The sequence below is a fragment of the Nitrobacter sp. genome, from assembly GCF_051535215.1.
Classification (GTDB): domain Bacteria; phylum Pseudomonadota; class Alphaproteobacteria; order Rhizobiales; family Xanthobacteraceae; genus Nitrobacter.
The window spans coordinates 127083-152296 of the sequence record NZ_JBPPLY010000006.1 but is presented as its reverse complement, the minus strand read 5'-3'; the positions used below and the strand labels follow the sequence as shown (position 1 = coordinate 152296).

Sequence of the window (25214 nt, the reverse complement as noted above, 5' to 3'; positions counted from 1 at the left end):
TGAAAAGCCAGCATGCTTTCCCTCACCGATATCTCGATCCGCATCGCCGGACGGCTTCTGATCGACCATAGCTCCGTACAGATCGTGCCCGGCGCCCGCGTCGGCTTTGTCGGACGCAACGGCGTCGGCAAGTCCACCCTGTTCCACGCGATCCGCGGCGAACTCCCGACGGAAACCGGCACCATCGCCATTCCGCCGCGCTGGCGCATCGGCAGCCTCGCGCAAGAAGCGCCCGACGGCCCGGAAAGCCTGATCGAGGTTGTGCTCAAGGCCGACGTCGAGCGTCACGCGCTGCTGCACGAAGCGGAAACCGCGCGCGACCCGGGCCGGATCGCGGATATCCAGACACGCCTCGTCGACATCGACGCCCATTCCGCGCCGGCGCGCGCGGCGTCGATCCTGAGCGGTCTCGGGTTTTCGACAGCGGATCAAGCTCGACCTTGCGCGGAATTCTCGGGCGGCTGGCGCATGCGCGTCGCGCTCGCCGCAACTCTTTTTGCCGCGCCCGATCTGTTGTTGCTGGACGAGCCGACCAACTACCTCGACCTCGAAGGGACGCTCTGGCTGGAAGATCACCTTGCACACTACCCGCGCACGGTCATCATCATCAGTCACGACCGCGATCTGCTCGACACGTCTGTCGATCAGATTCTGCACCTCGATCGCGGCAAGCTCACCCTCTACAAGGGAACCTATTCCTCTTTCGAGGACCAGCGCGCCACCCGCGAGATGCTGGACGCCAAGCACGCCAGGCGGCAGGCCGACGAACGCAAGCGGCTGCAGGCCTTCGTCGATCGCTTCAAAGCCAAGGCCTCGAAGGCGCGTCAGGCCCAATCGCGCGTGAAAATGCTCGAGCGCATGAAGCCGGTGACCGCGCTGGTCACGCAGGACGTGCGTGAGATTTCGTTCCCCGTACCCGACAAGCTGCTGTCGCCCCCGATCATCGCCGTCGACGATGCCATCGTCGGCTACGATACCGAAGCGCCGGTGCTCAAGCGCGTGACCTTGCGGATCGACGAAGACGATCGCATCGCTCTGCTCGGTGCCAACGGCAACGGCAAGTCCACTTTGGTCAAACTGCTCGCGGGAAAGCTGCAACCGTTTGCCGGCAAGGTGGTGCGCGCCGACAAGCTTTCGATCGGCTACTTCGCCCAGCATCAGACCGACGAACTGGACCTCGACGGCTCGCCCTACGATCATGTGCGCCGATTGATGCAAGGTTCGCCGGAAACGAAGATTCGCGCTCGCGTCGGCGCCATCGGCTTTTCCGGCAAGGCGGGCGACACGCTTGTGAGAAGCCTCTCGGGCGGCGAGAAAGCGCGCCTTCTGCTCGGGCTCGCGACATTCTTCGCGCCGAACATGATCATTCTCGACGAGCCGACCAATCACCTCGACATCGACAGCCGCGCCGCACTCGCCGAAGCCATCAACGAATTTCCGGGTGCTGTCATCATGGTCTCGCACGACCGCTACCTGATCGAAGCCTGCGCTGACCGGCTATGGGTGGTCGCTGACCAGACCGTCACCCCTTACGAGGGCGACCTCGAAGATTACCGCCGCGCGGTTCTGTCGGCGCGCGGCTTGCGCATGAGCGGGCGCGACCGCGCATCATCGGCCGAGCGCGACGATGGCCGTGAGAAGTCGAGGCGCAACAAGACTGAAAAGCGGACGCCGCTCAAGCAGAAGATCGCGGACGCCGAAGCCGAGATCGAGCGGATCACCGGAATCATCGCCAAAATCGATGTCGCCCTGGCCTTGCCGGATCTGTTCAAGCGCGATCCCAAGCAGGCTGCGCAACTGGGCAAGGCACGCGCCAGCGCAGCCAGCGCGTTGCAACGCGCCGAAGAGGAATGGCTGGAGGCCAGCGCATCACACCAAGAAACAGCGGGTTAAAGCGTTTTCGAGCGAAGTGGAAACCGGTTCGCGTGAAGAAAACGCGTCAAATCAAAATCACGGAGCCTCGCTTCTGATTTTATCCGAAGCGGAAAGACTCCGGCGTTTTCGAGCAAAACATGACGGAAAGGCTTTGACGGAAACCGCCGCTGCGCATCTCAGGTCGCTGCGCCTTTTTTCTTTTTCGCCCGCCGTTCCGGCCTTGGCGGGGCGACCGGTTCTGGCGCTTTTTCGATCGAGGACAGACGTCCCGCCGTAAAAGTGTAGATTCCGGCGCGAGGCCCGTGCAGGAACGTCAACACCGCAACCCGATCGCCGTGCGGATTGTTGGAAAGGCTGACATTGTCCGGCGCGCCGATGCCGCGCGTCACGTCGCATTCGGTGTGGCCCAGCGCGACCGTGCCTGTTACAGGCGCCGTGGACGCCGTGGTTGTCGGCCCCCCTGAGGCGCCGTCAGAAAGCGCGCTTGATTCGCCCGAGCCGATCGGCGGCGCCATGCCCGGACAAAGGCCGTCTGCGCTGATGAGGTCGTCCGGCGTCACCGGCTTGTCCGGCGTCAGCGGCGGCGTTTCGATCGAGACATTCCTGATGAAAAGCCTGCCGGATCGCGAGAACCAGTCCGCATCCTTGGACAGAAGGTCGGATGACAACATGTCCGATGCGCTGCCGCAGCCGGTGACGAGCGGCGCCAGCAGAAGCAACGACATCAAGGCCCTTCGGCGAAATCTGGGCTGTCTCACGATGAACTCTGTTCCCGACTGATCCTGGAGACTCGTCCGAACACCAATTTGAGGCATGACCATGGCTGGCTGATGTAGTGGTTCAGAAGTTCGCTTCATTATTTTCTCTGCGAGCGCTTCAAGCGAACTTCTGAACCTGACCCCACCGCAATTATAAGTTTTCCAGTGCCCTTTCGAATCTGAAGCTAGCTTCCGAAGGCGCTGCACAAGGAGGCGGACTTCAGATTCAAGGCTCTGGCAGCCAATATCAGAAAGCCTTAAATATTAATAAATTACAATATATATTGACGTATATATCGCTATTGGCGGCGCTGCCAGCGGCCCCGGTCGTCCGCCTGCCAGTAAGTCACATCAAATCCACGCGACTTGCAGTCGGCCCAGACGGTTCGTGCCGCCTCCAGGGCGACGCCGTCGTCGCCGTCGAAGACCAGCACCAGCCGTTCATAGACCTCCGGGTTCTCCGGCAGGGGCGCATTGTCGATCAGAAACATGACGGTTGCCTGATTGGGATTATGTTCGTCGATTGTCAGCACGATCGGCTGTTCGCTGGCATCCTTGATCCGCCAGGTGGCATGCGGCAGGAACGAATCGTCGCGATAGGTCCACAGATGCGCGTCGAGCGCATCGGCGCGCTCCTCGGAAGTTGTGTGGACGACGGCCCGCCAGCCGCGCTCAAAGGTCTTTTCGAGCAGCGGCGGCAGAACATTTTCAAGCGACATGTTCTGCAAATGATAGAACAGGACCTCGGTCATCGCCGCGCTTCGTAATACTCCGCAACCAGCCGGTCCAGCAGGCGCACGCCGAACCCTGATCCCCAACTCTGGTTGATCTCGGATTTCGCAGCGCCCATCGCCGTTCCCGCGATGTCGAGATGCGCCCACGGCGTGTTGTCGACGAACCGCTGCAGAAATTGCGCCGCCGTGATCGAGCCGCCGAAGCGGCCGCCGATGTTCTTCATGTCGGCGAACTGCGAATCGATCAGCTTGTCGTATTCAGGCGCCAGCGGCATGCGCCAGACCCGCTCGCCGGTCTCGAGGCCGACTTTGGTGAGCCGCTCCGAGAGTTCATCGTTGTTGGAGAACAGGCCGGCGTGTTCGGTGCCGAGCGCCACCATGATCGCGCCGGTCAGCGTCGCCAGGTCAACCATGATCTTCGGCTTGATTTTTTTTGCGACGTACCAGAGCACGTCGGCGAGGACCAGCCGACCTTCCGCGTCAGTATTGATGACCTCGATGGTCTGGCCCGACATCGAGGTCACGATATCGCCGGGCCGCTGCGCGTTGCCATCTGGCATGTTCTCGACGAGACCGATCGCGCCGACGACGTTGACCTTCGCCTTGCGCGTTGCGAGCGCATGCATCAACCCGACCACGCAGGCGGCGCCGCCCATGTCGCCCTTCATCTCCTCCATGTTGGAGGCGGGCTTGATCGAAATACCACCGGTATCGAAGCAGACGCCCTTTCCGACAAACGCGATCGGCGGCTCGCCTTTCCTGCCGCCGTTCCAGCGCATCACCACCGTCCGGCTGGGTCGCGTCGACCCCTGCCCGACGCCCAGCAACGCGCCCATGCCGAGCTTGGTCATCGCCTTGACGTCGAGGATGTCTATTCTGACGCCGGCCGTTCGCAGCCGGCTGGCGCGCCGCGCGAACTCCTCCGGATAAAGCACATTCGGTGGCTCGTTCACGAGATCGCGCGCGATGATGACGCCATCGACAACGTGATTGGCCGGCGCGAACGCTTTCTTCGCAGCGGCCACGTCGGCGACCGCGATCGACACGTCCGCATGCAGCGTCGCCGTATCGTCCCCGTCTTTCTTCCTGGTCTTGTAGCGATCGAATTTGTAGGCGCGCAACCGGATGCCGGAAGCCAGCGACGCCGACTGATCGGGGCTCATCGCCGCCGACGGCAACTCGGCAATGACCGTCACAGCGCCGCCGTTGCCGCGAATCTTTCCGGCGAGAACGCCGCCGAATTTGAGGAAATCACTGTCCTTGAGGGCCGACGCCTTGCCGGCACCGACGACGATCAGGCGATCAACCTTGAGTCCCTCCGGCGCGAGGATATCGAGCGTCGCAGCGCTGTTGCCCTTGAACCGATTGGTCGCCGAGGCTCGTTTGACGACTGCGGCTGACGCGCCGAGAGCCTTGCTCGCGGCCCGGCCGAATTTCAGAGTCTCGTCGCAGAACACCACGAGGATGCCGCGCGGCGCGGCCGAAAACGGAACAAAGCCCACCTTGACGGCGTCGGGCATCAAAAATCCTCCAGAATCAGGGGCGGCGCAGCGTCAAAACAGGCTGGCTTGTGAAGAGCCGACTATGACCTGTCAAAGGCAACGCTGCCAAGGGTCCGCGATCCCGGATCAGCTATCCGCAGCCGTTAGGGCTCAAAACACGCCAGAGCCGCATTTGATGTCCCGCCGTCGTGACGGCAAGGTCACATAGGCTGGAATTTAACCATAATCGATGCGCATTGAGGCCCAGCCATTTTGTTGACAGATCAAAGGGATGGTACTGAGGGGCGAGTCAGGTAAACTGCCGGGGCTTTGGGGGAAGCCTCCATCGGAATCGGGACGCGACTGGTTGTTCCGATCCGGAGGACGGGGGATCGTTCAGACCAATGGGGTCGATCGATAAGTATATTTTCCGGACGACGCTGGCGTCGTTCCTCGTGGTCCTGGTCAGCCTGACGGGCGTGATCTGGATTACGCAGGCGTTGCGCGGCATCGACCTGATGACGAGTCAGGGCCAGACCATCCTGACGTTTCTGGGGATCACCAGCCTCGCGATTCCGGTGCTGGTGCTGATCATCTCGCCGATCGCGCTGATGATCGCGATTTCGCACACCCTCCACAAGCTTGCGACCGATTCCGAAATCATCGTGATGAACGCTGCAGGCCTGTCGCCGTTTCGGCTGTTCCGGCCCTTCATCTACGCCACCGTGGTCGTGGCTTTGCTTGTGGCGTTCATCGCGGCCTATCTCGCGCCCGACGGCATGCGACGGCTGAAACGATGGGACGCCGAAATCACTGCCGACGTTCTGGCGAACGTTCTGCAGCCCGGACGATTTGCACAGCTCGATCCGAATCTGACGATCAGGGTTCGGGAACGCCAGCCCGGCGGCCTGCTCGTTGGGATATTCATCGACGACCGCCGCAATCCGAACGAGCGGCTCAGCATCATTGCGGACCAGGGGACCGTGACGAAGAACGATCAGGGATCGTTCCTGGTTCTCGAGAACGGACATCTGGAGCGACTCGAATCCGGCAAGCGTGAACCGAACATGGTGGCGTTCCGCCGCAACGCGTTCGACATGTCGAAATTCTCGAACCGGGGGCACGACGTCGTTTACGGCATCCGCGAGCGCTATCTCTGGGAACTGATCGCGCCGGAGCCGGCGGACCCGCTGGTTCAACAACTGCCGGGCCAGTTCCGCGCCGAGCTCCATGACCGCTTCACGGCGCCGATCTATCCGTTTGCCTTCGCCGCACTGACCTTTGCATTCCTTGGAACGCCGCGCACCACGCGTCAGAGCCGCAACTTCTCCATGGGCGCGGCGATCGCCTCCGTGTTCGGCCTGCGCATGGCAGGTTTTGCGCTGTCGGTCATGACAGTGAAGTCACCGATGGCAGCGCTTCTGCAATATCTGCTTCTGTTCGGCGCGATCGGCCTCAGCGTTCGCGTGATCGTCGCCGGAACCGTGCTCGAACCGCCCGCCGCGTTGATGGAAGCAATCAACAGATCGAACGCGCGACTCCTCCGCCTGTTCAGGAGGCCCGTTGCCGCATGAGCATGTTGACGAACACATTGGGTCGCTATTTCGCCGGCCGTTTCGCTGTGGCTGCCCTCGGCGTGTTCGTCAGCATCTTCCTGCTTCTCGTTCTCGTCGACTATATCGAGATGGTCCGCAGAACCTCCGGACTTGCCTCGGCGTCGGCGATCATGGTTGCGGAAACTTCGCTATTCAGGGTGCCGCAACTGCTGGAGAAACTGACGCCGTTTTGTGTGCTGATCGGCGCCATGACCTGCTACTTGGCCTTGTCGCGGCGGCTCGAACTGGTAGTGGCGCGCGCCGCCGGCGTCTCCGCGTGGCAGTTCATCTCGCCGGCGCTCGCGTCCGCCCTCGTCCTCGGCGTGCTGGCGACCACAGCCTACAATCCGATGTCCGCCAATCTGCGCGAACTGTCCAAAGCGATGGAAGCCGAACTGTTCGGCAGCGCCCCCGCAGGAGGCCTGCAGGACGCGTCCGGTTTCTGGATCAATCAGGTGACGAACGAGGGTCAGGCCATCATCAACGCTGCGCGCAGCGAACAGCAGGGCGTCCGCCTGACCGGGCTCACCGTGTTCAGGTTCGATCCCGACTTCCAATTCAGGGAACGTATCGAGGCACGCGAGGCAACCCTGGAGAAGGGCCGCTGGCTGTTCAAGGACGTGCGCCGCTTTACGCTCGACAGCCCTCCGGTCGAGCAGGAACGATTCGTCCTGCCGACCAGCCTCACTCCGGCCCAGGTGCGGAACAGTTTTTCGACCCCCGAGACTGTGTCATTTTGGCAACTTCCGGGCTATATCCGGTCATCCGAGAGTTCGGGGTTCGCCACCGCTGGCTACCGGCTGCAATACCACAAACTCCTCGCACAGCCGTTTTTGCTGGCTGCAATGGTCATGTTGGCAGCTTCGGTGAGCCTCCGGTTCTTCCGCTTCGGCGGCGTACAGAAGATGGTTTTGAGTGGCGTGGGATCAGGCTTTCTGCTCTATGTCCTGTCCAAGGTAACCGAGGATTTGAGCAAGGCCGAATTGATGAATCCGATTGCTGCGGCATGGCTGCCCGTCTGTGTGGGCGGCCTCGCCGGCTTTTTGGTCTTGCTGTACCAGGAGGACGGGTAGTGGCTGCAATCGCCGCCCCCCGAAGACGCTTGCCTGCCTGCGAGCGGCGCGCCTCCCGGCGCCGCCGCCGGATTGGCATGTCCGTGATTCTGACTTCCCTGGTCCCGGCAGCGCTCGGCCTTCTCACCACCGCCTCGCTGGGTATCGTCACGATCACACCGGCCGCGGCCCAGAGTTTCGCCTTCAATCCTCACCCGACAAAGCCCAAGCCGCCACCGGCGCAGAACAACGGGCAGATGCTCGTTCAGGCAACCGAACTCGATTACGACTACAACAACTCCCGCGTGTCGGCGGTCGGCAACGTGCAGATCTTCTACAACGGCACGAGTGTCGAGGCGGACAAGGTCATCTACGACCAGAAGACGAAGAGGCTCCACGCCGAGGGCAACATCCGCATGACCGATGCGGACGGCAAGATCACCTACGCCAACATCCTCGATCTGAGCGACGACTACCGCGACGGCTTCGTCGACTCGCTGAGGGTCGACACCGCGGACGCGACGCGCATGGCAGCGAGCCGGGCCGATCGGACCAAGGGCAACTACACCGTCTTCGAAAACGGCGTCTACACCGCCTGCGCCCCCTGCAGGGAGGATCCGAAAAAGCCTCCGCTGTGGCAGGTCAAGGGCGCCCGCATCATTCACGATCAAACCGAGAAGATGCTGTATTTCGAGGACGCCCGGCTGGAATTCTACGGCGTGCCGCTGGCCTACATGCCGTTCTTCTCCACGCCAGATCCGACCGTGAAGCGCAAGAGCGGCTTTCTAATGCCGTATGTGACTTCCTATAGTCCGTTCGGGGTCGGGGTGGAGGTCCCCTATTATTTCGCGCTCGCGCCGAACTACGACCTGACTCTCTCGCCGCGCTTCACCACACGGCAGGGCGTGCTGGTGCAGGGCGAGTTCAGGCAGCGCCTCCTCGACGGCGCCTATCAAATCCGCGCTTATGGAATCGACCAACTCGATCAGAAGGTGTTCGCCGGACAACCCGGCGATCGCCAGTTCCGCGGCGGTGTCGACACACAGGGACAGTTTGCACTGAACGACAAGTGGGTCTGGGGCTGGGACGGCGTCCTGGTGAGCGATTACTATTTCTTCTCCGATTACCGGTTGAAGCAATACAGCGATCCCCTGCAATCGTTCCTCAGCCTGCCGACCGAGGCGATCTCGCAACTCTATTTGACCGGCGTCGGCAACCGCAGCTATTTCGATGCGCGTGCGATCCACTATCTGAGTTTTTCGGGCAACCAGAGCCAGGTTCCGATCGTTGCGCCGGTCATCGACTATTCGAACGTCATCAACCATTCGGTCATCGGCGGAGAGTTCAGCTACAAGTTCAACTTCACCAATCTCACGCGCGATCAGGCCCAGTTCGATCCGATCTCGACGCTGGCGAACACCTCTTTCCTGTGTCTCCCGACGTCAGCCGATCCGATGGCGCGGACACCTAACAATTGTCTTCTGCGCGGCGTTCCCGGCACCTACACACGCCTGACGGCCGAAGCGCAGTGGCGGAAGTCGTTCACCGATTCCTTCGGCCAGATCTGGACACCGTTCGCTTCGCTTCGCGCCGACGCGATCAATGCCGACATCTCGAACCAGCCGGGCGTGTCCAACTTCCTGCAGCCCGGCAATGCGAGCACGGTCCGCTTTATGCCGGCGGTGGGTCTCGAGTATCGCTACCCCTTCATCAACGTTCAGCCTTGGGGTACCACGACGATCGAACCGATCGCGCAGGTCATCATCCGCCCGAACGAGAGCTATGCAGGCAAGCTGCCGAACGAGGATGCACAAAGCCTTGTCTTCGACACCACCAACCTTTTCAGCGTCGACAAGTTCTCCGGTTACGACCGTGTCGAAGGCGGCGGTCGCGCCAATGTCGGCGTAAAGGCGACGACCCAGTTCGATCAGGGCGGCTCGATCAATTTTCTGTTCGGCCAATCCTATCATCTGTTCGGGCTGAACTCGTTCGCCGTCGCCGACCTCACCAATACCGGTGTCGATTCCGGCTTGCAGCGCAAGCAATCGGACTATGTGACGAGCATCAATTATTCGCCCAACAGCATCTTCACGTTCAGCACGCGTGCGCGTTTCGACGACGCGACGCTGACCGTCCAACGTTTCGAGGCCGAAGGGCGCGCCAGCTTCAGCCGTTGGTCTGCGAGCGTGTTGTACGGCGACTACGCAGCGCAGCCTGACCTCGGATATCTTACGCGCCGACGGGGCATTCTGGGTTCCGGTTCCGTCAAGATCGCATCGAACTGGGTCGTGCAGGGTGCGGCACGCTGGGATCTGGAATCCAACGAGATCAACCAGTATACAGTCGGCGCAGGATATGTGGACGATTGCTTCGTCCTCGGCCTCAATTACGTCACCTCGTATACATATTCCGCAGGATCAACGCCGCCCCAGCTGAACCATTCTTTCATGCTTCAACTTGGCTTGCGGACTTTGGGTCAGACCCGCGGCGGGAACGGAGCGGGCGTCCGGTGATTGCAGGGCGGTGGCTCTGTGAAAGTGGCAGGTCACGCCGTATGTGGGCCCGATCCGCTTGATAAGAGATCTGCTAGTGCCAGCGACATGAAAATCCTCCTGCTTCTCCGGCCATTCCGCAACCTTGCTATATTCGCAGTTCTTCTGTCGGCGTGCCTGAACTCGCCGCTGCATGCGCAGTCCGTGGCAGTCATGGTCAACGGCGAGCCGATCACCACGTTCGACATCGAACAGCGCAGCCGGCTGATTCAAATATCCACGCACAAGGCTCCGACCCGGCAGCAGGTCATCGACGAGTTGATCGACGAAAAGGTGAAGATCAAGGAAGCCAAGAAATACGGCGTGAACCCGACTTCGTCGGATATCGACCAGGCCTATGCCAGCATGGGCGCGCGAATGCGAATGTCGCCCGACCAGTTGACGAAATCGCTCGCCTCGCAAGGTGTCCGTCCGGACACGATCAAGGCGCGCCTGAAGGCCGATCTCGTCTGGGGAAGCCTCGTGCGCGGGCGCTTCAAAGACAGCCTTCTTGTCAGCGACCGCGACGTGAACGAGGCGCTAAAGGTCAGCGGCGGCGACCAATCGAAAACCGAGGGATTCGAATACCAGATGCGTCCGGTGGTGTTGATCGTTCCGCGGGGCGCCGCCGCTTCCGTGATGGAGGCCCGTCGCAAGGAAGCGGAGTCCTTGCGCGAACGCGTGCAGTCGTGCGCGGATGCGGCTCAACTTTTCAAGGCGATGCGGAATGCCACGATACGCGATACCGTTGTCAAGACGTCGGCCGATCTGCCGCCGCCGCTTCGCGATCTACTCGACAAGACGCCCGTGGGTCATCTGACCCCGCCGGAGGTCACGCGGCAGGGCGTGGAAATGGTCGCTGTCTGCGAAAAGAAAGTGACCAGCGTGGATACCCCGAAGAAAAAGGAAATCCGCGAGAAGATGTTCGCCGCCAAGTATGAGAAGAAATCCAAGGATTATCTGGACGATATTCGGAAATCCGCAATGATCGAGTATCGTCAGGGTGGCCCCGGGAAAAAAGGCGAGTAATAGAGACGTTCGCGTCCTCGCTTCCGGCGAGGACCCGACCCCGACATTGTGGTGTGGGTAGCGGCATGTGCTGACGGAGGCCGCGCTGGAGCGACCGCGTTGTGAAGCCTCTTGCACTAACACTTGGCGAGCCGGCAGGCATCGGACCTGATATCGCGATCGCAGCGTGGCTCCGCCGCAACAGCGATGCCGTTCCGCCGTTCTATCTCCTCGGCGACCGGGAATTCATCTCGGTGCGCGCCAGGTTGCTTGGTGTCGATCTCCCCCTGGCGGACGCGGCTGACGGCGACGTTTCCCGGATATTCACGGAAGCACTTCCGGTCACTGCTACCGCTCATCCGGCAACCGCGCGGCCCGGTCATCCGGACGACAACAGCGCGGCCGCGGCCATCGGGTCCATCCGCGAGGCGGTCAGCGATGTCGTTGCCGGATACGCAGCCGCGATCGTCACCAACCCCATCGCCAAGAGCGTGCTCTATCGTGCCGGCTTCGCTCATCCCGGCCACACCGAGTTTCTCGCCGAACTGGCGGCGCGCGGCGGCAAGCCGCGGCAACCGGTGATGTTGCTGTGGTCGTCCGACCTTGCCGTGGTGCCCGTCACGATTCATCTCTCCTTGCGCGATGCGATCGCGACGCTGTCGACCCCGATGATCGTGGACACCGTCCGCACTGTCGTTTCCGAGTTGCGATCACGCTTCGGGATCGCCCGGCCCCGCATAGCTGTATCCGGACTGAATCCCCATGCCGGGGAGGACGGATCGCTCGGAACCGAAGATCAGACGATCGTCGCTCCCGCCGTCTCGATCTTGCGCGCGGACGGGATCGACGTCAGAGGGCCGCTTCCCGCCGACACCATGTTCCATGAAGCGGCGCGACAGACCTATGACTGCGCGATCTGCATGTACCACGATCAGGCGCTGATCCCGGTCAAGACGCTGGCTTTCGACCGCGCGGTCAACGTCACGCTGGGATTGCCCTTCATCCGGACATCGCCCGATCACGGCACGGCCTTCGATATCGCGGGCACCGGGCGCGCCGATCCGTCAAGCCTGATCGCGGCGCTGCGCCTGGCCGCGCGGATGGCGGAATCAACGCATTCGGCATGAGCACGATTGACGACCTTCCTCCACTACGCGACGTCATCAAACGTCATGCACTGTCGGCCCGCAAATCCCTGGGGCAGAACTTTCTGCTCGACCTGAACCTCACCGCACGGATCGCGCGCGCCGCCGGCCCGCTTCAAGATTCCACCGTCATCGAGGTCGGCCCTGGCCCCGGCGGATTGACCCGAGCGCTGTTGGCCATGGGGGCTGGGCGTGTAATCGCCATCGAGCGGGACGAGCGTGCCGTCGGGGCTCTGGAAGAAATCTCGGACCGCTATCCCGGACGCCTCACCATCATCAACGCGGACGCGATGCAATTCGATCCTCGTCCGCTGCTCGGCCCGACGCGCGCGAAAATCGTCGCCAACCTGCCCTATAACATCGCGACCGCGCTTCTGATCGGCTGGCTGAGCGTCGAGCCATGGCCGCCCTGGTATGACGCGATGGTACTGATGTTTCAGCGTGAAGTGGCCGAGCGGATCGTCGCCCGCGAAAACGAGGAAGCTTATGGCCGCCTCGGCGTGCTCTCGAACTGGCGCGCTGAGACCAAAATCCTGTTCGACATCTCGCCCGCGGCGTTCGTGCCGCAGCCTCAGGTCACCTCCTCCGTCGTTCGGCTCGTGCCTCGCGACGAGCCTGAGAGTTGCGAGCGCCGGTTGCTCGAACAGGTCGCCGCCGCCGCCTTTGGACAGCGCCGCAAGATGCTGCGGCAGAGTCTGAGATCGCTGCCCGTCGATCCGGCGTTGCTGACCGCAGCCGCCGGGATCGACCCGACCCGGCGAGCCGAAACCGTTCCGATATCCGGCTTTGCCGCCATGGCACGGGAATTGGCGGACTTGCGAAACCGAGCAAATCGGCCTGAGGAAAAAACTTGATGGCCATGATGAAACGCCAATCGCTCGTCAGGTTCGATGCGCCGCTGTGCGAAACGGTGATCGATACTCCGAGGCCGCAGGGCCGCGAGGTTCTAGTGCGGGTCGAGCGCTGTGGCTTGTGCCATTCCGACCTGCATCTGCAGGATGGCTACATGGATCTCGGCAATGGCAAACGGCTGGATACGACCCGGGGCATGGCCCTGCCCTTCACCCTCGGCCACGAGATCGCCGGCGTTGTCGACGAAGTCGGTCCGGACGTACCGAGTGACATCGTCGGGCAAAAGAAAGCGATCTTTCCGTGGATCGGCTGTGGCCAGTGCCGGGACTGTCTGGCCGGGGACGAAAATCTCTGCGCCAGGAACCGCTTTCTCGGCGTTTCGATCGACGGCGGATTCGCTACCCACGTGCTGGTGCCGGACGCAAAATACCTGCTCGACTACGATCCTCTATCGGTCAACATGGCGGCGACGCTGATGTGCTCGGGCGTGACCGCTTATGGCGCGCTGAAGCGCCTCGTCGACCGGCCGCGTCAGCGCAATATCCTGCTGATCGGCTTGGGCGGCGTCGGCATGATGGGACTTGCATTCGCGCGGGCCATGTTCAAGCAGAAGGTATCGGTCGCCGACCTCAGCACGGCTGCTCGGGAGACCGCGCTCGCGAACGGCGCTGCGGTCGCCTACGATCCGTCGGAAGCCGATATCGCCCGGCGCATCATCAAGGAAAACGATGGAGGCTTCGATGCGGTCGTCGACTTCGCCGGCAACGAGAAATCGATGAACTTCGCGGTCTCGACCGTTGCTCGTGGCGGAAAGATCGTGGTTTCCGGACTGATGGGCGGCAATTTCAACCTGCCGATCGTGCAATGGATCTACAAGCGCATGACCATCGAAGGCTTCATGGTCGGCACGCTTGCCGAGGCGCAGGAGCTGATGGCGCTGGCGCGATCCGGCAGGATCAAGCCGACCCCGATGAGGGAGGAGCCGATGGGCGACGCTCAGAAATGGATGGAGCAATTGCGAGCCGGCAAGGTGATCGGCCGCGTCCTGTTCAAGAACTGACGAGGATTTCGCCAGCGCATGCCGACCTCGCCGCCAAACCGGAAAACACGATAACTACTCGCAAAACGAGTATTTTCCCGCGCCGCCGGCCTCAATTAAGCCTCAGCCCTTCCGGATTTGTGGCGCAATACGACCCCAGTCTCTCCCGACAATTTGGCGAAGACCTCATTGCGTTCATCTCGCCATCATCGGGGATGCTCATGTCAAATCGTTCGGGGAAATTGCTCTCAACTTTTTTTATCGCTTCGTTCGCGGGCAGTGTGCTCGCAATCGCCGCACACGGTCCGGCGCGCGCAGACGATACCTGTCTTCCAGGTCCGAAAGCGACGACACCGCGCGGAAGCCATTGGTACTATCGCATCGAACAGGGGACGAAACGTCACTGCTGGTATCTCGGCACGGAACGCGGCAAGATCGCACAGAAACCTGCCGCCAAGCCTCGGCCGCCTGCTCCCGCTCCGGAAAAACTGGCTCAGACATCTGCGGAGCCCCCTTTGCAGCCGTCAGTTGCCAACGCCCGTGCGGAATTCGACGACCTGCCGCATGATCAAGCCAACGCCAGCGCGCCGCCGTCCGACACGACTTACTCGATTGCGCACGAGCAGGCGAACGCCGCCGCCGTGCGGTCCGGGGTAGCCCCGGCAGCCGAAACCACACAGAACACCGATACCTCGCCCTCAGCCGTCGGTACGCGCTGGCCCGATCCGGCAAACACCACTGCTCTGTCGACTCCGCCGATCCAGATGGCGGAGCACCAGCCGGCACCGCCGGAAACAGTGACGTCCAGCCCGCAGTTGCAGAATGACCAGCCGCCGCCAGCGGCCACGACCGCGCCAGTTCCGAAGTTGCTTGCCGAACGCAGCGAGCCCGGTCCCGCCGTCAGCGTCGTCCACGCCCCGGAATCGGAGGCAGCGTCCTATTCGATGCTGTTCCTGCTGGGCGGGCTGGCCGCCGCCTTGGGCTTCGCGGGAATTCTCGGATTTGCGGTTGTCAGGTTTGGAAGCCTGAGCAGCATCATGCGCACCCTTCCTCGATCGGAATCGATCCGCGACGTGGTGGACACCGAACACCTTCCACCATGGCAGCGGCGTGATAACGACATAGCACCGACACCGGCCCGCGACCCGGTCCGCACGCGAAGAGAGATTGAGGCGCAATCGCGCGACATCATGGAAATCCTCGCGCGGGCCTCTCGCGGGGCGGCAACGTAGCGATTAACAGAAGCGTTTCAAGCGAAGCACATCCTCGGGGCTTTGACCCGAGGATGACCGGTTTGCGCAAAGACAACGCTTCAAATCAAATTCAGAGAGGCCTGCTTCAGACCCGTCAGAGACAATGCGCTCTATGTCTCGAGCTGTTCTTGCAGTTCGCGCACGAACGCCGTCAATCCCGTTCGGCGTTCGCGCTTGAGCCGCTCCGCCTTCAGGATCGAGTGCACCTCGGCAAAGGCTTCATCGACATTCTGATTTATGACAATGTAGTCGTATTCAGCCCAATGGCTCAGTTCATGCGCGGCGCGGTCCATCCGTCCGCGAATGACATGGTCGGCATCCTGGGCGCGGGTGTGCAGACGTCTCTCCAAGTCGGCAGCGGATGGCGGCAGAATGAAGACGCTGACCACATCGGCCCGCGCTTTCTCGCGCAATTGCTGCGTGCCCTGCCAGTCGATATCGAAAAGCACGTCGCGGCCCGATGCCAGCGCCGTTTCCACAGGAGCGCGCGGCGTACCGTAGCGATTGTCAAACACCGTGGCCCACTCCAGCAGTTCGTCGCGCTTGACCATCGCTGCGAACGTCGCCGTGTCGACGAACCTGTAGTCGCGGCCGTCGACTTCGCCCGGCCGCATCGGTCGCGTGGTGGCGGAGACCGACAGGGTCAAGCCCTGGACCCGCTCGATCAACAGCCGCGACAGCGTGGTCTTGCCCGCTCCGGAAGGCGATGACAGCACGAACATCAGACCGCGCCGTTCAACTCCATCGAAGCTCTGGCCGTGAGCAGCCATCGATCACTCCAAATTCTGGACCTGTTCGCGAAACTGCTCGACGACGTTTTTCATCGCAAGACCGATATTGGTCAATTCGAGATCGTTCGACTTCGAACAGCACGTGTTCACTTCCCTGTTGAATTCCTGCGCGAGGAAATCGAGCCTCCGCCCGATCGCCCCGCCCGCTCCGATCAATTCCCGCGTCTGCGAAATATGCGAGGCAATTCGGTCGAGTTCTTCGCGGATATCAGCCCTCGCGGCGACCAGCACCGCTTCCTGATTGAGCCGATCCTGATCGAACCGGTCTGATGTCTCGAGAAGTGCCGCGACCTGCTCCGCAAGCCGCGCCCTCACCGCTTCAGGCCGGCGGCCGGGCGCAGCCTCCGCCTTGCTCGCAAGGCGTTCGATCTCATCCATGCGCTGCGAAAGGATCTGGCCGAGCGCAATGCCCTCACGCTCGCGCATGTCGATCAGGCTGCGCAAGGCCTGCTCGAAAGCCTCGGCAACGGCAGCCTTCGCGGCCTGCTCCTCCGCATCATCACTCTCCGGTTCAACGACTTCGAGAACGCCCTTGATCGACAGCAATCCGTCGATACTTGGCGCCACCGCGTCGATCCTGCCCGACAAATCGGCGGCGACCTTCAGGACGGATGCCAGCACGTCCTCATTGATACGAACGACGGAAGCGGCGTTGCTGCGCTTCACGGTCAGATTGGCGTAGACGGTACCGCGCGACAACACCTGGGCCGACCGCCTGCGTACCGTTGCTTCGATATCGTCCCAGCCCTGCGGCAGCCGTGTCCGAAAATCGAATCCCTTGGCGTTCACCGATTTCAGTTCCCATTCGAACGCATAAGGCCCGCTGGCGCCGTGGCTTCGCGCAAAGCCGGTCATGCTCGACAACGCCATCGCGTAGGTCTCCGAACCGTTTAGATCTGAAATTCGTGGGAACGGACGTTCCTACGTTAGAGCATGTTCCCGAAAAAGTGGAAACCGGTTTCGGATAGGATCATGCTCGATCAAGCAGGCTGAGGCGGGAGTCCGATTCAAAAAGGCTGGATCGGACTGGGCTAGTTTTGCAGGCGATTGAAATCGCGTCCCGAGTCAAACCTGACCGCGGCGATGAGTGCAACTCTATTGTTGGACAGTATTCCGCGAAGGGTCTGCCGCGCCCTGCCGGGGCGGCCGGGTCCGTTTCCGCGGCGCTGGCTTTGCGGCAGGCGTTTCCTCCGTCGAGTCAGCATCCGCCGCTGGCGGCGCCACTGCTGCGGGCGGCTGAGACGCAGGCTGCTGCTGGGGCGATTGCGGCGGCTCGTCAGCCGGCTCAACCGTATCGTTCTGAATCTGCTTCTCCATGGTCCGCAGCCGGGCGACGTTCTTCTGATGCTGCTCGTAGGTCTCGGTGAAGGTGTGCCCCCCGGTCCCATCCGCGACGAAGAACAAGTCACGAGTCCGCGCCGGATTTGCCGCAGCTTCAAGCGAGGCCCGGCCGGGATTTGCGATAGGTCCGGGCGGCAATCCGTCAATCACGTAGGTATTGTAAGGGGACGGCTGCGCGATCTCGCTTCGTCTGATCGGCCGCCCCAGCGTTCCCTTGCCGCCCACCAGGCCATAGATGATCGTCGGATCGGACTGCAACTTCATTTTCTGCTTCAGGCGGTTGGCAAACACCGCCGCGACCCGGCTGCGCTCATCCGCCCTGCCCGTTTCCTTTTCGATAATCGATGCGAGCGTGACGAGTTGCTCCGGCGTCTTGACCGGGGCATCGGGAGCGCGGCGCTCCCAGATTTCCGCGAGCGCGCGCTTCTGCGCCTGCTGCATGCGCTGGACCACTTGCTCGCGACTCGTTCCTCGCGGGAATTTATATGTCTCGGGCAGCAGCGTGCCCTCGCGTGGAATCTCGCGAATGGTCCCCGAGAAGATATCGTTCTCAGAAAGTCGCGCGACGATCTGCTCGGAGGTCAGGCCCTCCGGAATCGTCACGAGATGCTGCACCACCTTGCCGTCGACCATGGTGCCGATGACATCGCGCAGGCTGGCGTTCTTCTGGAACGCATATTCGCCGGGCTTCAGATCGGCGCGCGCCTTCAGCGCGAACACGCTTCCGAAAAACGCCCAGCGATTGTTGTCGATCACGCCCTCCCGCTGGAGAATGTCCGCGATGTCTGTCATGCCGGCGCGCGCCGGAATGTTGACGATCTTCTCTTCCTGCAGCGGTCCAGGCGCCTCAATCTTCTGCTTGCCGTAGACATAGATTCCGCCAACACCCAGCATCCCGACCAGCACGAGTGTGATGATCGCATTGCCGGCTATCACCAGCGGGCTGCGGACACGCGCGGAGCGCTTCGGCGGCGGCGGCACTTGTTCGGGTTCGAGCGCGGCACGCGGACTGCGCGGAGAAATAGGCGGCCTCTCAGTCATCGATGTAACCTGATCCTGTCGGTTCAATCGCGGCCGGCGAATAGTCTGCCCCGGCCAAAGCCTACGCCCGTAACTTCCAAAAAACGCCTGCCGCGACGGGATGCAAATGTCAGAAACGGACCACTAGGATTCATCATCGAATGCGGCGAAACGGTGGATTTGCTCCCGTCACGCGTTAATCAACTACGCGCCGCACGATCACGGACGCGTTTGTGCCACCGAATCCGAACGAGTTCGATAGAGCGATATTGATTTCGCGTTGCCGCGCCTTGTGCGGAACGAGATCGATCGCGCTTTCCACGGAAGGGTTGTCGAGATTGATCGTCGGCGGTGCGATGTTGTCGCGAATCGCAAGGATGCTGAATATCGCCTCGACCGCGCCGGCCGCGCCGAGGAGATGACCGATCGACGATTTGGTCGACGACATCGAAATCCTTGATGCAGCATTGCCGAGCAGACGCTCCACCGCGCCCAGTTCGATTTCATCGCCGACCTGCGTCGACGTGCCATGGGCATTGATATAGTCGATGTCCGACGCGGAGATCCCTGCGCGCTTCATCGCGGCACTCATGCTGCGATACGCGCCGTCGCCGTCCGGCGAAGGCGAGGTGATGTGATAGGCGTCCCCCGACAGTCCGTAGCCGCTCACCTCGGCATGGATTCTCGCGCCGCGCCGCCGTGCATGTTCGTACTCCTCGAGCACGACGATACCGGCGCCCTCTCCCATCACGAAGCCGTCGCGATCCTTGTCGTAGGGCCGCGACGCTTTCCGCGGCGTGTCGTTGAAACCGGTGGACAGCGCGCGCGCCGCGCAGAAGCCCGCCATGCCGATGCGGCAAACCGGCGACTCCGCGCCGCCCGCCACCATGACATCGGCGTCGCCGAGCGCGATCAGGCGGCTGGCATCGCCGATAGCATGCGCGCCGGTCGAACAGGCCGTCACCACCGCATGGTTTGGCCCCTTCAACCCATGTTCGATCGATACATAACCCGAAGCAAGGTTGATCAGGCGTCCCGGGATGAAGAACGGCGACACCTTGCGCGCTCCCCGCTCCTTCATCAGGACCGCGGTGTCGGCGATTCCCGAGAGGCCGCCGATGCCGGACCCGATCAGGGTGCCGGTTGCGCAACGATCTTCTTCAGTTGCCGGATGCCAGTTCGCATCGTCGAGCGCCTGCTTCGCAGCGCTCATCGCGAAGATGATGAAGTCGTCGACCCTGCGCTGGTCCTTCGGCTCCATCCACTGGTCGGGATTGAAGGTTCCATCGGTCCCGTCGCCGCGCGGAACGACGCAAGCGATTCGGCACGGCAAGTCGGTGGTGTCGAAGGTTTCGATCTGCTTCGCGCCGCTTTCGCCACCAAGGATTCGTTTCCAGGTCGGCTCTACACCGCAACCAAGCGGCGACACCATGCCCATACCCGTAACGACGACGCGCCTCATCGGAGAAACTCCAGCCTCCTTGCCAGCCATAAGGAAAAGCCGGTGGACCGTTCAGTCGGTCCGCCCGGCTTCATCAAGACCGCGCGAGAGCGTCAGCTTTTCGCGTTCTTCTCGAGGAACTTGGTGGCATCACCAACGGTCAGAATCGTCTCCGCCGCGTCGTCGGGAATCTCGCAGCCAAACTCTTCCTCGAAGGCCATCACGAGTTCGACGGTATCGAGACTGTCGGCGCCCAGATCGTCGATGAAGCTGGCATTATCGACGACTTTCTCGGGCTCTACGCCAAGGTGCTCGACCACGATCTTCTTAACCCGCTCGCCAATCTCGCTCATTATTAAACCTCGCGTTTGTTCAATTGGACCCGACCGCAAAACGAGTCATTGTGGAGCGTTAACTCGTCAAGTTTCTGTCGCTATCGCAGTCGTGTAGAATCGGTCTGTTCCGCCTTGAGCGGGTGCGGACCGGCAAACGACGGCAGCCTCCGCACCGCCAATATACAGGGTTTCAAATTCCTGCAATGGCGTTCTTCGCCCACCCGTTATTCGTCCGGTTATCACACATCGAAAGCCTTGACTACAAGCCCCGGTGGAAGGGCCCAAAACCCCTCAAATCATTGCCATTCCGCCGTTGACATGAATGGTCTGTCCGGTCACGTAAGCCGCTTCGTTCGAGCTCAGGTAAACCGCCGCCGCCGCGATATCCTCCGGCGTCCCCAGCCGCGCCGCCGGGACTTTCGTCAATATCGCCTCGCGCTGCTTGTCATTCAGCGCGTCGGTCATCGGCGTCGAAATAAATCCGGGTGCGATGCAGTTTGCCGTCACCCCGCGCTTGGCATATTCCGCGCCCAGCGTCTTGATCATGCCGATCAGCCCCGCCTTCGATGCGGTGTAGTTGCCCTGACCCGGGTTGCCGGTCACGCCGACCACCGAGGTGATCGCGATGATACGGCCGAAGCGCTTGCGCATCATCAATTTGGTCGCAGCGCGGGCCAGACGGAACGTCGCGGTCAGATTGATCCGGATGACATCGTCCCAGTCCTCGTCACGCAGTTGCACGAACAGGTTGTCCCGGGTGACGCCGGCGTTGGCGACGAGGATGTCGACCTGCCCCATGGCCTTCTCGGCATCGGGCACCAGCGCCTCGACCTCAGCCGTCTCGGACAGGTTGCAGGGCAGCACATGGACCCGCTCGCCAAGGGAGCCCGCCAGCGCCTCCAGCACCTCCCGCCGGGTGCCGGAAATTGCGACCGTCGCGCCCTGGGCATGCAGCGCCTTCGCGATGGCGCCTCCGATGCCACCGGTCGCGCCAGTCACGAGCGCGGTCCTGCCGCTCAAATCGAACATCGCGTCCTCCCTGTCTCGCTTATGCCGATCGCGCGGCGTCGAGCGCTTCTCTGGCCGGCGCGATATCGTTCGGTCCGCCGACGGCGACTCCGACAGCCCCATCCGCGATGCGCTTGACCAGCCCGCTCAGAACCTTGCCGGCTCCGATTTCGAAAAACCGCGTTACTCCGTGTCCTGCCATATAGGCAACCGACTCGCGCCAGCGCACGGTCCCTGTGACCTGCTCGACAAGGCGACGCCGGATCTCATCCGGACTCGTAATAGGCGTAGCCAGCACGTTGGACACGACCGGCGCGGTCGGCTCGTTGATGGTTACGTCCGCCAACGCCTCCGCCATGACGTCGGCTGCGGGCTGCATCAGCTTGCAGTGAAACGGTGCAGATACCGGCAGCAACATCGCGCGCCTCGCACCCCGGCTCTTGGCGATCTCGACCGCACGGTCGACCGCCGCCTTGTCGCCCGACACCACGACCTGGCCGCCGCCGTTATCATTCGCGGCCTGGCAGACCTGACCCTGCGCGGCTTCGTCAGCGACCGCCACGGCGGCCTCGTAGTCGAGACCCAGCAGCGCGGCCATCGCGCCGACACCCACCGGAACCGCCTTCTGCATGGCGAGACCGCGCGTCCGCAACAGTCGCGCCGTGTCGGCCATGCTCAAGCTGCCCGCAGCCGCCAGCGCCGAGTATTCCCCGAGCGAATGTCCGGCCACGAAGGCGGCATCGCGGGCCACCGAAAATCCCGCCTCGGCCTCGAGCACGCGGAGCGCAGCGATGGAGACCGCCATCAATGCCGGCTGGGCGTTCTCCGTCAGTTGCAGGGTTTCGGCGGGTCCATCCCAGATGACAGCGGTCAGTTTCTCGCCGAGAGCGTCATCCACTTCGTCGAAAACGGCTTTTGCGGCCGGAAAAGCCTCGGCGAGGGCCTTGCCCATGCCCACAGCCTGAGACCCCTGGCCGGGAAAGGTAAATGCCGCCGTCATTCGTTGCCCCCTTGAATCCGGGGCGAGAGACACCGCGAGCCGGATGATGTCAAGACGGGCGCGAATGCCGATTCGGACAAAACCAGCAGGCGAGGAACCGGACTGCCTTCGCTTGCGTTTGGGCCGAAACCCGTATAAGTCCGCGCCATCCGTGGATCCCGGCCGGGAGCTGAACGGACGGTCTCAGCAATTCACCTGCCCAATTTTACGTTGTCAGGCGATATTGATGCGGCAGGGCCTGTCGGTCCGTCGTCCCGTGCTTCCGCCTTCTGAGCTTATCCCGAGTCCTTTCCGAAGGTCTCGAAGGGCTTGCCGCCGAGATCTGCGCCAACGTTTAGGAAAGGACATCCATGCCTCTCTATGAGCATGTTTTTCTCGCGCGTCAGGATGCGAGTTCCCAGCAGGTCGAGGAACTAACCAACCAGATCACCGGCGTGATCACCGGATTGGGCGGCAAGGTCACCAAGACCGAGAACTGGGGCGTTCGCTCCCTTACCTACCGCATGAAGAAGAATCGCAAGGCGCATTTCGTGCTGCTCAACATCGATGGCCCCGCCGCAGTGGTCAACGAGATCGAACGCCAGGAACGCATCCACGAGGATGTCATCCGCTATCTCACCGTGCGCGTCGAGGAACACGAGGAAGGTCCCTCGGCGATGATGCGCAAGGCCGATCGCGATCGTGAGCGCGACGACCGCGGCGGCGGATTCCGGGGCGACCGCGATGGCGGCGGCTTCCGCGGCGACCGTGGTCCGCGCCGTCCGCGCGACGACGCCAGCGCAGTGGTTGAGGAGTAAGAATCATGGCTGATGCAGGTGCACGCCGTCCGTTTTTCCGCCGCCGCAAGACCTGCCCGTTCACGGGTTCGAATGCGCCGAAAATCGACTACAAGGATTCCAAGCTGCTGATGCGTTACGTCTCCGAGCGCGGCAAGATCGTGCCGAGCCGCATCACGGCGGTATCCGCCAAGAAGCAGCGCGAGCTCGCGCGGGCAGTTAAGCGCGCGCGCTTTCTCGGCCTGCTTCCTTACGTCATTCGTTAATCCGACGAGCGGCGGCTTTTACGCCGCCGCCCGTCATATTCATAAGGCTTCCGTGTCAGTCCGGTCGCCGATGGTTGGGGTTCAAAAGAACCTCTAACCGCTCGAAGGGAGCGGGACAGCTGATGATCATGAATCTCCTCATCGCAGCCGCAGCCGGCTGCGCTTCGGCGCTGATGTTCGCCTCGATCATTTCGGGAGCGATCGTCTCGCTGTTGCTGTTCTATCTGGCTCCGCTGCCGCTGATGGTCGCGGCGATGGGATGGGGACCGACCTTCGCAGCGATTGGGGGCGCCCTGGCCGGCGCCGGTCTCGGCGCCATGTTCGGTCCGCCCTATTCCGCCGCCTTCGTGCTGACAGTCGCGTTGCCGGCCTGGTGGCTCGGCCACCTGGTGTTGCTCGGCCGCCCGGTCACGGCGGACGCGCCGCCGGAAAGAATGGGCGCAGCGCCGACAGGACCGCCACCAATCGACTGGTATCCGCTCGGACGCATTCTGGTCTGGATCGCGTGCTTCGCCGCCCTGACCACGACCGCCGCGCTGCTCACGCTTGGTTCCGACGCATCAACGATTACAGAGACGCTGCGCCACGGGTTGCTGCGCATCGTCAACGTCCAGGACGCCGGATCAGGCGATCGGGCCACCGAAGTCGTCGACGCGTTCGTGGCAATCGCCCCCGCCGCCGCCGCAACGATCGCGATGACGACGTTGACACTCAATGTGTGGCTCGCGGCCAAGGTCACCGCCACCTCCGGCCGGCTGCGACGCCCCTGGCCCGACATGAAGACAATAACGCTCCCGCCGATGACGCTGGTTGCGATGATAGTCGCGCTTGCGCTGTGCTTCGTCGGCGGGCTGCCGGCGATCCTGGCCCAGATCGTCACCGCATGCCTGATGATGGCATACGCGCTCGTGGGTTTCGCCGTGCTGCACACGATCACCCTCGCACAACGCGGTCGCGGGCTGTGGCTGACCTGCGTTTACGCGATCGTGCTGGTGTTTGTCTGGCCAGTGATCGCCATAGTGGGTGTCGGCATCGCCGATGCAATTTTCGGTTTTCGCCAACGCTACGTGCAACGGCGCATGCCTCCGCCGCTAGCACCTCGATCGTGAATCAACACAAACTCGCTCAACTCCGAACAAGAGGATCGAACATGGAAATCATTCTGCTGGAACGCGTGGCCAAGCTCGGCCAGATGGGCGATGTCGTGAAGGTGAAGGACGGTTTCGCCCGTAACTTCCTTCTCAAGCGCGGCAAGGCCCTGCGCGCGACCGCCGACAACCGCGCCAAATACGACGGCATGAAAGCCGAACTCGAAGCCAACAATATCAAGGCCAAGGGCGAAGCCGCGAAAGTCGCCGAGAAGATCGACGGCCGCGACATCATCATCATCCGCCAGGCCTCCGAAACCGGTCAACTGTTTGGCTCGGTCACGGTTCGCGACATCGTGGCCTCGCTGGCCGCGGACGGCATCATCGTCAGCCGCCCGCAGGTCTGGCTTGATGCGCCAATCAAAGCGATCGGGCAGCAGAAGCTGACGGTAGCGGTCCATCCCGAAGTCGAAGCTCATATCACGGTGACTGTCGCCCGCAGCGCCGACGAAGCCGAGCGCATCAAGCGCGGCGAGGACATCAGCAGCCGACAGGAGGATCGCGACGCCGCAGCGGAGGCGATCGCCGCCGCCGGCGAATTCTTCGATCCGGAAGCGCAGCACGACGAGGCCGCCGAAGCCGGAGAAGAGCAGGACGCCGAGGAAAAATAAATCAGGCGCGGGTCTGGTAGGTACGGAATCAGCAACCGTCAGGCTGCGCCTGTTCCAGAGTCTGATTCAATTGCGTTGAACTATAGCGTTTTCGAGCGAAGTAGAGATCGGTTTGCGTGAAGAAAACGCATCAAACCAAAATCTCAGAGTTCGC

The 25214-nt window shown here is 62.2% G+C and carries 23 protein-coding genes; 13 read left to right on the top strand and 10 right to left on the bottom strand.

The window, feature by feature from the left end:
* Nucleotides 1-12: 12 nt before the first annotated feature.
* The gene (locus ACS3WB_RS08930) at nucleotides 13-1893 is read left to right on the top strand and encodes an ABC-F family ATP-binding cassette domain-containing protein (RefSeq protein ID WP_438275206.1); all 1881 of its coding nucleotides are present in this window, start codon (nucleotides 13-15) and stop codon (nucleotides 1891-1893) included.
* Nucleotides 1894-2051: 158 nt separating this feature from the next.
* On the opposite strand, the gene ACS3WB_RS08925 is transcribed toward ACS3WB_RS08930, so the two are convergent.
* The 3 genes from ACS3WB_RS08925 to ACS3WB_RS08915 all read right to left on the bottom strand — a co-directional run bounded on the left by ACS3WB_RS08925 (nucleotide 2052) and on the right by ACS3WB_RS08915 (nucleotide 4887).
* Nucleotides 2052-2600 carry a hypothetical protein gene (locus ACS3WB_RS08925; RefSeq protein WP_438275205.1) on the bottom strand — a complete coding sequence of 183 codons (549 nt, stop codon included), beginning with the start codon at nucleotides 2598-2600 and terminating at the stop codon, nucleotides 2052-2054.
* A gap of 332 nt (nucleotides 2601-2932) precedes the next feature.
* The gene (locus ACS3WB_RS08920; protein WP_438275204.1) at nucleotides 2933-3385 is read right to left on the bottom strand and encodes a DNA polymerase III subunit chi; all 453 of its coding nucleotides are present in this window, start codon (nucleotides 3383-3385) and stop codon (nucleotides 2933-2935) included.
* On the bottom strand, nucleotides 3382-4887 hold the full coding sequence (locus tag ACS3WB_RS08915; RefSeq protein WP_438275203.1) for a leucyl aminopeptidase: 1506 nt from the start codon (nucleotides 4885-4887) through the stop codon (nucleotides 3382-3384). The genes ACS3WB_RS08920 and ACS3WB_RS08915 overlap by 4 nt, the downstream gene beginning before the upstream one ends.
* Nucleotides 4888-5252: 365 nt before the next feature.
* Here ACS3WB_RS08915 and lptF point away from each other — a divergent pair, with 365 nt between their 5' ends.
* The 8 genes from lptF to ACS3WB_RS08875 all read left to right on the top strand — a co-directional run bounded on the left by lptF (nucleotide 5253) and on the right by ACS3WB_RS08875 (nucleotide 15302).
* Complete coding sequence (gene lptF / locus ACS3WB_RS08910) at nucleotides 5253-6422, top strand: LPS export ABC transporter permease LptF (RefSeq protein WP_438275202.1); 1170 nt, start codon at nucleotides 5253-5255, stop codon at nucleotides 6420-6422.
* Nucleotides 6419-7516 (top strand): LPS export ABC transporter permease LptG, encoded by a 1098-nt coding sequence (gene lptG / locus ACS3WB_RS08905; RefSeq protein ID WP_438275201.1) that lies wholly within the window; start codon nucleotides 6419-6421, stop codon nucleotides 7514-7516. The genes lptF and lptG overlap by 4 nt, the downstream gene beginning before the upstream one ends.
* Nucleotides 7516-10008 (top strand): LPS-assembly protein LptD, encoded by a 2493-nt coding sequence (locus ACS3WB_RS08900; protein WP_438275200.1) that lies wholly within the window; start codon nucleotides 7516-7518, stop codon nucleotides 10006-10008. Before lptG ends, ACS3WB_RS08900 begins: the two co-directional genes overlap by 1 nt.
* An 87-nt stretch (nucleotides 10009-10095) precedes the next feature.
* On the top strand, nucleotides 10096-11055 hold the full coding sequence (locus tag ACS3WB_RS08895; RefSeq protein WP_438275199.1) for a peptidylprolyl isomerase: 960 nt from the start codon (nucleotides 10096-10098) through the stop codon (nucleotides 11053-11055).
* Nucleotides 11056-11156: 101 nt separating this feature from the next.
* Nucleotides 11157-12161, top strand: coding sequence for a 4-hydroxythreonine-4-phosphate dehydrogenase PdxA (gene pdxA / locus ACS3WB_RS08890; protein ID WP_438275198.1), 1005 nt, complete (start codon nucleotides 11157-11159; stop codon nucleotides 12159-12161).
* A complete protein-coding gene (rsmA, locus tag ACS3WB_RS08885; RefSeq protein ID WP_438275197.1) occupies nucleotides 12158-13033 on the top strand; it encodes a 16S rRNA (adenine(1518)-N(6)/adenine(1519)-N(6))-dimethyltransferase RsmA in 876 nt (291 codons plus the stop codon). Before pdxA ends, rsmA begins: the two co-directional genes overlap by 4 nt.
* Complete coding sequence (locus tag ACS3WB_RS08880) at nucleotides 13033-14091, top strand: alcohol dehydrogenase (RefSeq protein WP_438275196.1); 1059 nt, start codon at nucleotides 13033-13035, stop codon at nucleotides 14089-14091. The genes rsmA and ACS3WB_RS08880 overlap by 1 nt, the downstream gene beginning before the upstream one ends.
* A 200-nt stretch (nucleotides 14092-14291) precedes the next feature.
* A complete protein-coding gene (locus tag ACS3WB_RS08875; RefSeq protein ID WP_438275195.1) occupies nucleotides 14292-15302 on the top strand; it encodes a hypothetical protein in 1011 nt (336 codons plus the stop codon).
* A 131-nt stretch (nucleotides 15303-15433) separates the two neighbouring features.
* Here ACS3WB_RS08875 and gmk read toward each other — a convergent pair whose 3' ends face one another.
* The 7 genes from gmk to fabD form a co-directional block, all read right to left on the bottom strand.
* Complete coding sequence (gmk, locus tag ACS3WB_RS08870; RefSeq protein ID WP_438275194.1) at nucleotides 15434-16093, bottom strand: guanylate kinase; 660 nt, start codon at nucleotides 16091-16093, stop codon at nucleotides 15434-15436.
* A gap of 3 nt (nucleotides 16094-16096) precedes the next feature.
* Nucleotides 16097-16984, bottom strand: a complete 888-nt coding sequence (locus ACS3WB_RS08865) for a YicC/YloC family endoribonuclease (protein WP_438275193.1) — start codon at nucleotides 16982-16984, stop codon at nucleotides 16097-16099.
* Nucleotides 16985-17209: 225 nt separating this feature from the next.
* A complete protein-coding gene (gene mltG, locus ACS3WB_RS08860; protein WP_438275192.1) occupies nucleotides 17210-18496 on the bottom strand; it encodes an endolytic transglycosylase MltG in 1287 nt (428 codons plus the stop codon).
* 175 nt (nucleotides 18497-18671) lie between these two features.
* Nucleotides 18672-19937: a beta-ketoacyl-ACP synthase II gene (gene fabF / locus ACS3WB_RS08855; protein WP_438275191.1), complete on the bottom strand. Its 1266-nt coding sequence runs from the start codon at nucleotides 19935-19937 to the stop codon at nucleotides 18672-18674.
* A gap of 92 nt (nucleotides 19938-20029) precedes the next feature.
* Nucleotides 20030-20269 carry an acyl carrier protein gene (locus ACS3WB_RS08850; RefSeq protein WP_006610957.1) on the bottom strand — a complete coding sequence of 80 codons (240 nt, stop codon included), beginning with the start codon at nucleotides 20267-20269 and terminating at the stop codon, nucleotides 20030-20032.
* A 273-nt stretch (nucleotides 20270-20542) separates the two neighbouring features.
* Nucleotides 20543-21280, bottom strand: coding sequence for a 3-oxoacyl-[acyl-carrier-protein] reductase (fabG, locus tag ACS3WB_RS08845; RefSeq protein WP_438275190.1), 738 nt, complete (start codon nucleotides 21278-21280; stop codon nucleotides 20543-20545).
* 19 nt (nucleotides 21281-21299) lie between these two features.
* A complete protein-coding gene (gene fabD, locus ACS3WB_RS08840; protein WP_438275189.1) occupies nucleotides 21300-22259 on the bottom strand; it encodes an ACP S-malonyltransferase in 960 nt (319 codons plus the stop codon).
* 350 nt (nucleotides 22260-22609) lie between these two features.
* Between fabD and rpsF the strand changes: the two genes are divergently transcribed.
* The 4 genes from rpsF (at nucleotide 22610) to rplI (ending at nucleotide 25060) form a co-directional block, all read left to right on the top strand.
* Nucleotides 22610-23056, top strand: a complete 447-nt coding sequence (rpsF, locus tag ACS3WB_RS08835) for a 30S ribosomal protein S6 (protein ID WP_438275188.1) — start codon at nucleotides 22610-22612, stop codon at nucleotides 23054-23056.
* A 5-nt stretch (nucleotides 23057-23061) separates the two neighbouring features.
* Nucleotides 23062-23301 carry a 30S ribosomal protein S18 gene (gene rpsR, locus ACS3WB_RS08830; RefSeq protein WP_009799569.1) on the top strand — a complete coding sequence of 80 codons (240 nt, stop codon included), beginning with the start codon at nucleotides 23062-23064 and terminating at the stop codon, nucleotides 23299-23301.
* Between the two features lie 122 nt (nucleotides 23302-23423).
* Nucleotides 23424-24410: a hypothetical protein gene (locus ACS3WB_RS08825; protein ID WP_438275187.1), complete on the top strand. Its 987-nt coding sequence runs from the start codon at nucleotides 23424-23426 to the stop codon at nucleotides 24408-24410.
* A 41-nt stretch (nucleotides 24411-24451) separates the two neighbouring features.
* A complete protein-coding gene (rplI, locus tag ACS3WB_RS08820) occupies nucleotides 24452-25060 on the top strand; it encodes a 50S ribosomal protein L9 (protein ID WP_438275186.1) in 609 nt (202 codons plus the stop codon).
* The last annotated feature ends 154 nt before the right edge of the window (nucleotides 25061-25214 follow it).

Excerpts from the sequence above, each read along its gene's own strand:
- ACS3WB_RS08930 (WP_438275206.1), top strand. The coding sequence starts at position 13 with ATGCTTTCCCTCACCGATATCTCGATCCGCATCGCCGGACGGCTTCTG.
- ACS3WB_RS08925 (WP_438275205.1), bottom strand. The coding sequence starts at position 2,600 with ATGTCGTTGCTTCTGCTGGCGCCGCTCGTCACCGGCTGCGGCAGCGCA.
- ACS3WB_RS08920 (WP_438275204.1), bottom strand. The coding sequence starts at position 3,385 with ATGACCGAGGTCCTGTTCTATCATTTGCAGAACATGTCGCTTGAAAAT.
- ACS3WB_RS08915 (WP_438275203.1), bottom strand. The coding sequence starts at position 4,887 with ATGCCCGACGCCGTCAAGGTGGGCTTTGTTCCGTTTTCGGCCGCGCCG.
- lptF (WP_438275202.1), top strand. The coding sequence starts at position 5,253 with ATGGGGTCGATCGATAAGTATATTTTCCGGACGACGCTGGCGTCGTTC.
- lptG (WP_438275201.1), top strand. The coding sequence starts at position 6,419 with ATGAGCATGTTGACGAACACATTGGGTCGCTATTTCGCCGGCCGTTTC.
- ACS3WB_RS08895 (WP_438275199.1), top strand. The coding sequence starts at position 10,096 with ATGAAAATCCTCCTGCTTCTCCGGCCATTCCGCAACCTTGCTATATTC.
- rsmA (WP_438275197.1), top strand. The coding sequence starts at position 12,158 with ATGAGCACGATTGACGACCTTCCTCCACTACGCGACGTCATCAAACGT.
- ACS3WB_RS08880 (WP_438275196.1), top strand. The coding sequence starts at position 13,033 with ATGGCCATGATGAAACGCCAATCGCTCGTCAGGTTCGATGCGCCGCTG.
- ACS3WB_RS08875 (WP_438275195.1), top strand. The coding sequence starts at position 14,292 with ATGTCAAATCGTTCGGGGAAATTGCTCTCAACTTTTTTTATCGCTTCG.
- gmk (WP_438275194.1), bottom strand. The coding sequence starts at position 16,093 with ATGGCTGCTCACGGCCAGAGCTTCGATGGAGTTGAACGGCGCGGTCTG.
- ACS3WB_RS08865 (WP_438275193.1), bottom strand. The coding sequence starts at position 16,984 with ATGGCGTTGTCGAGCATGACCGGCTTTGCGCGAAGCCACGGCGCCAGC.
- mltG (WP_438275192.1), bottom strand. The coding sequence starts at position 18,496 with ATGACTGAGAGGCCGCCTATTTCTCCGCGCAGTCCGCGTGCCGCGCTC.
- fabF (WP_438275191.1), bottom strand. The coding sequence starts at position 19,937 with ATGAGGCGCGTCGTCGTTACGGGTATGGGCATGGTGTCGCCGCTTGGT.
- ACS3WB_RS08850 (WP_006610957.1), bottom strand. The coding sequence starts at position 20,269 with ATGAGCGAGATTGGCGAGCGGGTTAAGAAGATCGTGGTCGAGCACCTT.
- fabG (WP_438275190.1), bottom strand. The coding sequence starts at position 21,280 with ATGTTCGATTTGAGCGGCAGGACCGCGCTCGTGACTGGCGCGACCGGT.
- fabD (WP_438275189.1), bottom strand. The coding sequence starts at position 22,259 with ATGACGGCGGCATTTACCTTTCCCGGCCAGGGGTCTCAGGCTGTGGGC.
- rpsF (WP_438275188.1), top strand. The coding sequence starts at position 22,610 with ATGCCTCTCTATGAGCATGTTTTTCTCGCGCGTCAGGATGCGAGTTCC.
- rpsR (WP_009799569.1), top strand. The coding sequence starts at position 23,062 with ATGGCTGATGCAGGTGCACGCCGTCCGTTTTTCCGCCGCCGCAAGACC.
- ACS3WB_RS08825 (WP_438275187.1), top strand. The coding sequence starts at position 23,424 with ATGATCATGAATCTCCTCATCGCAGCCGCAGCCGGCTGCGCTTCGGCG.
- rplI (WP_438275186.1), top strand. The coding sequence starts at position 24,452 with ATGGAAATCATTCTGCTGGAACGCGTGGCCAAGCTCGGCCAGATGGGC.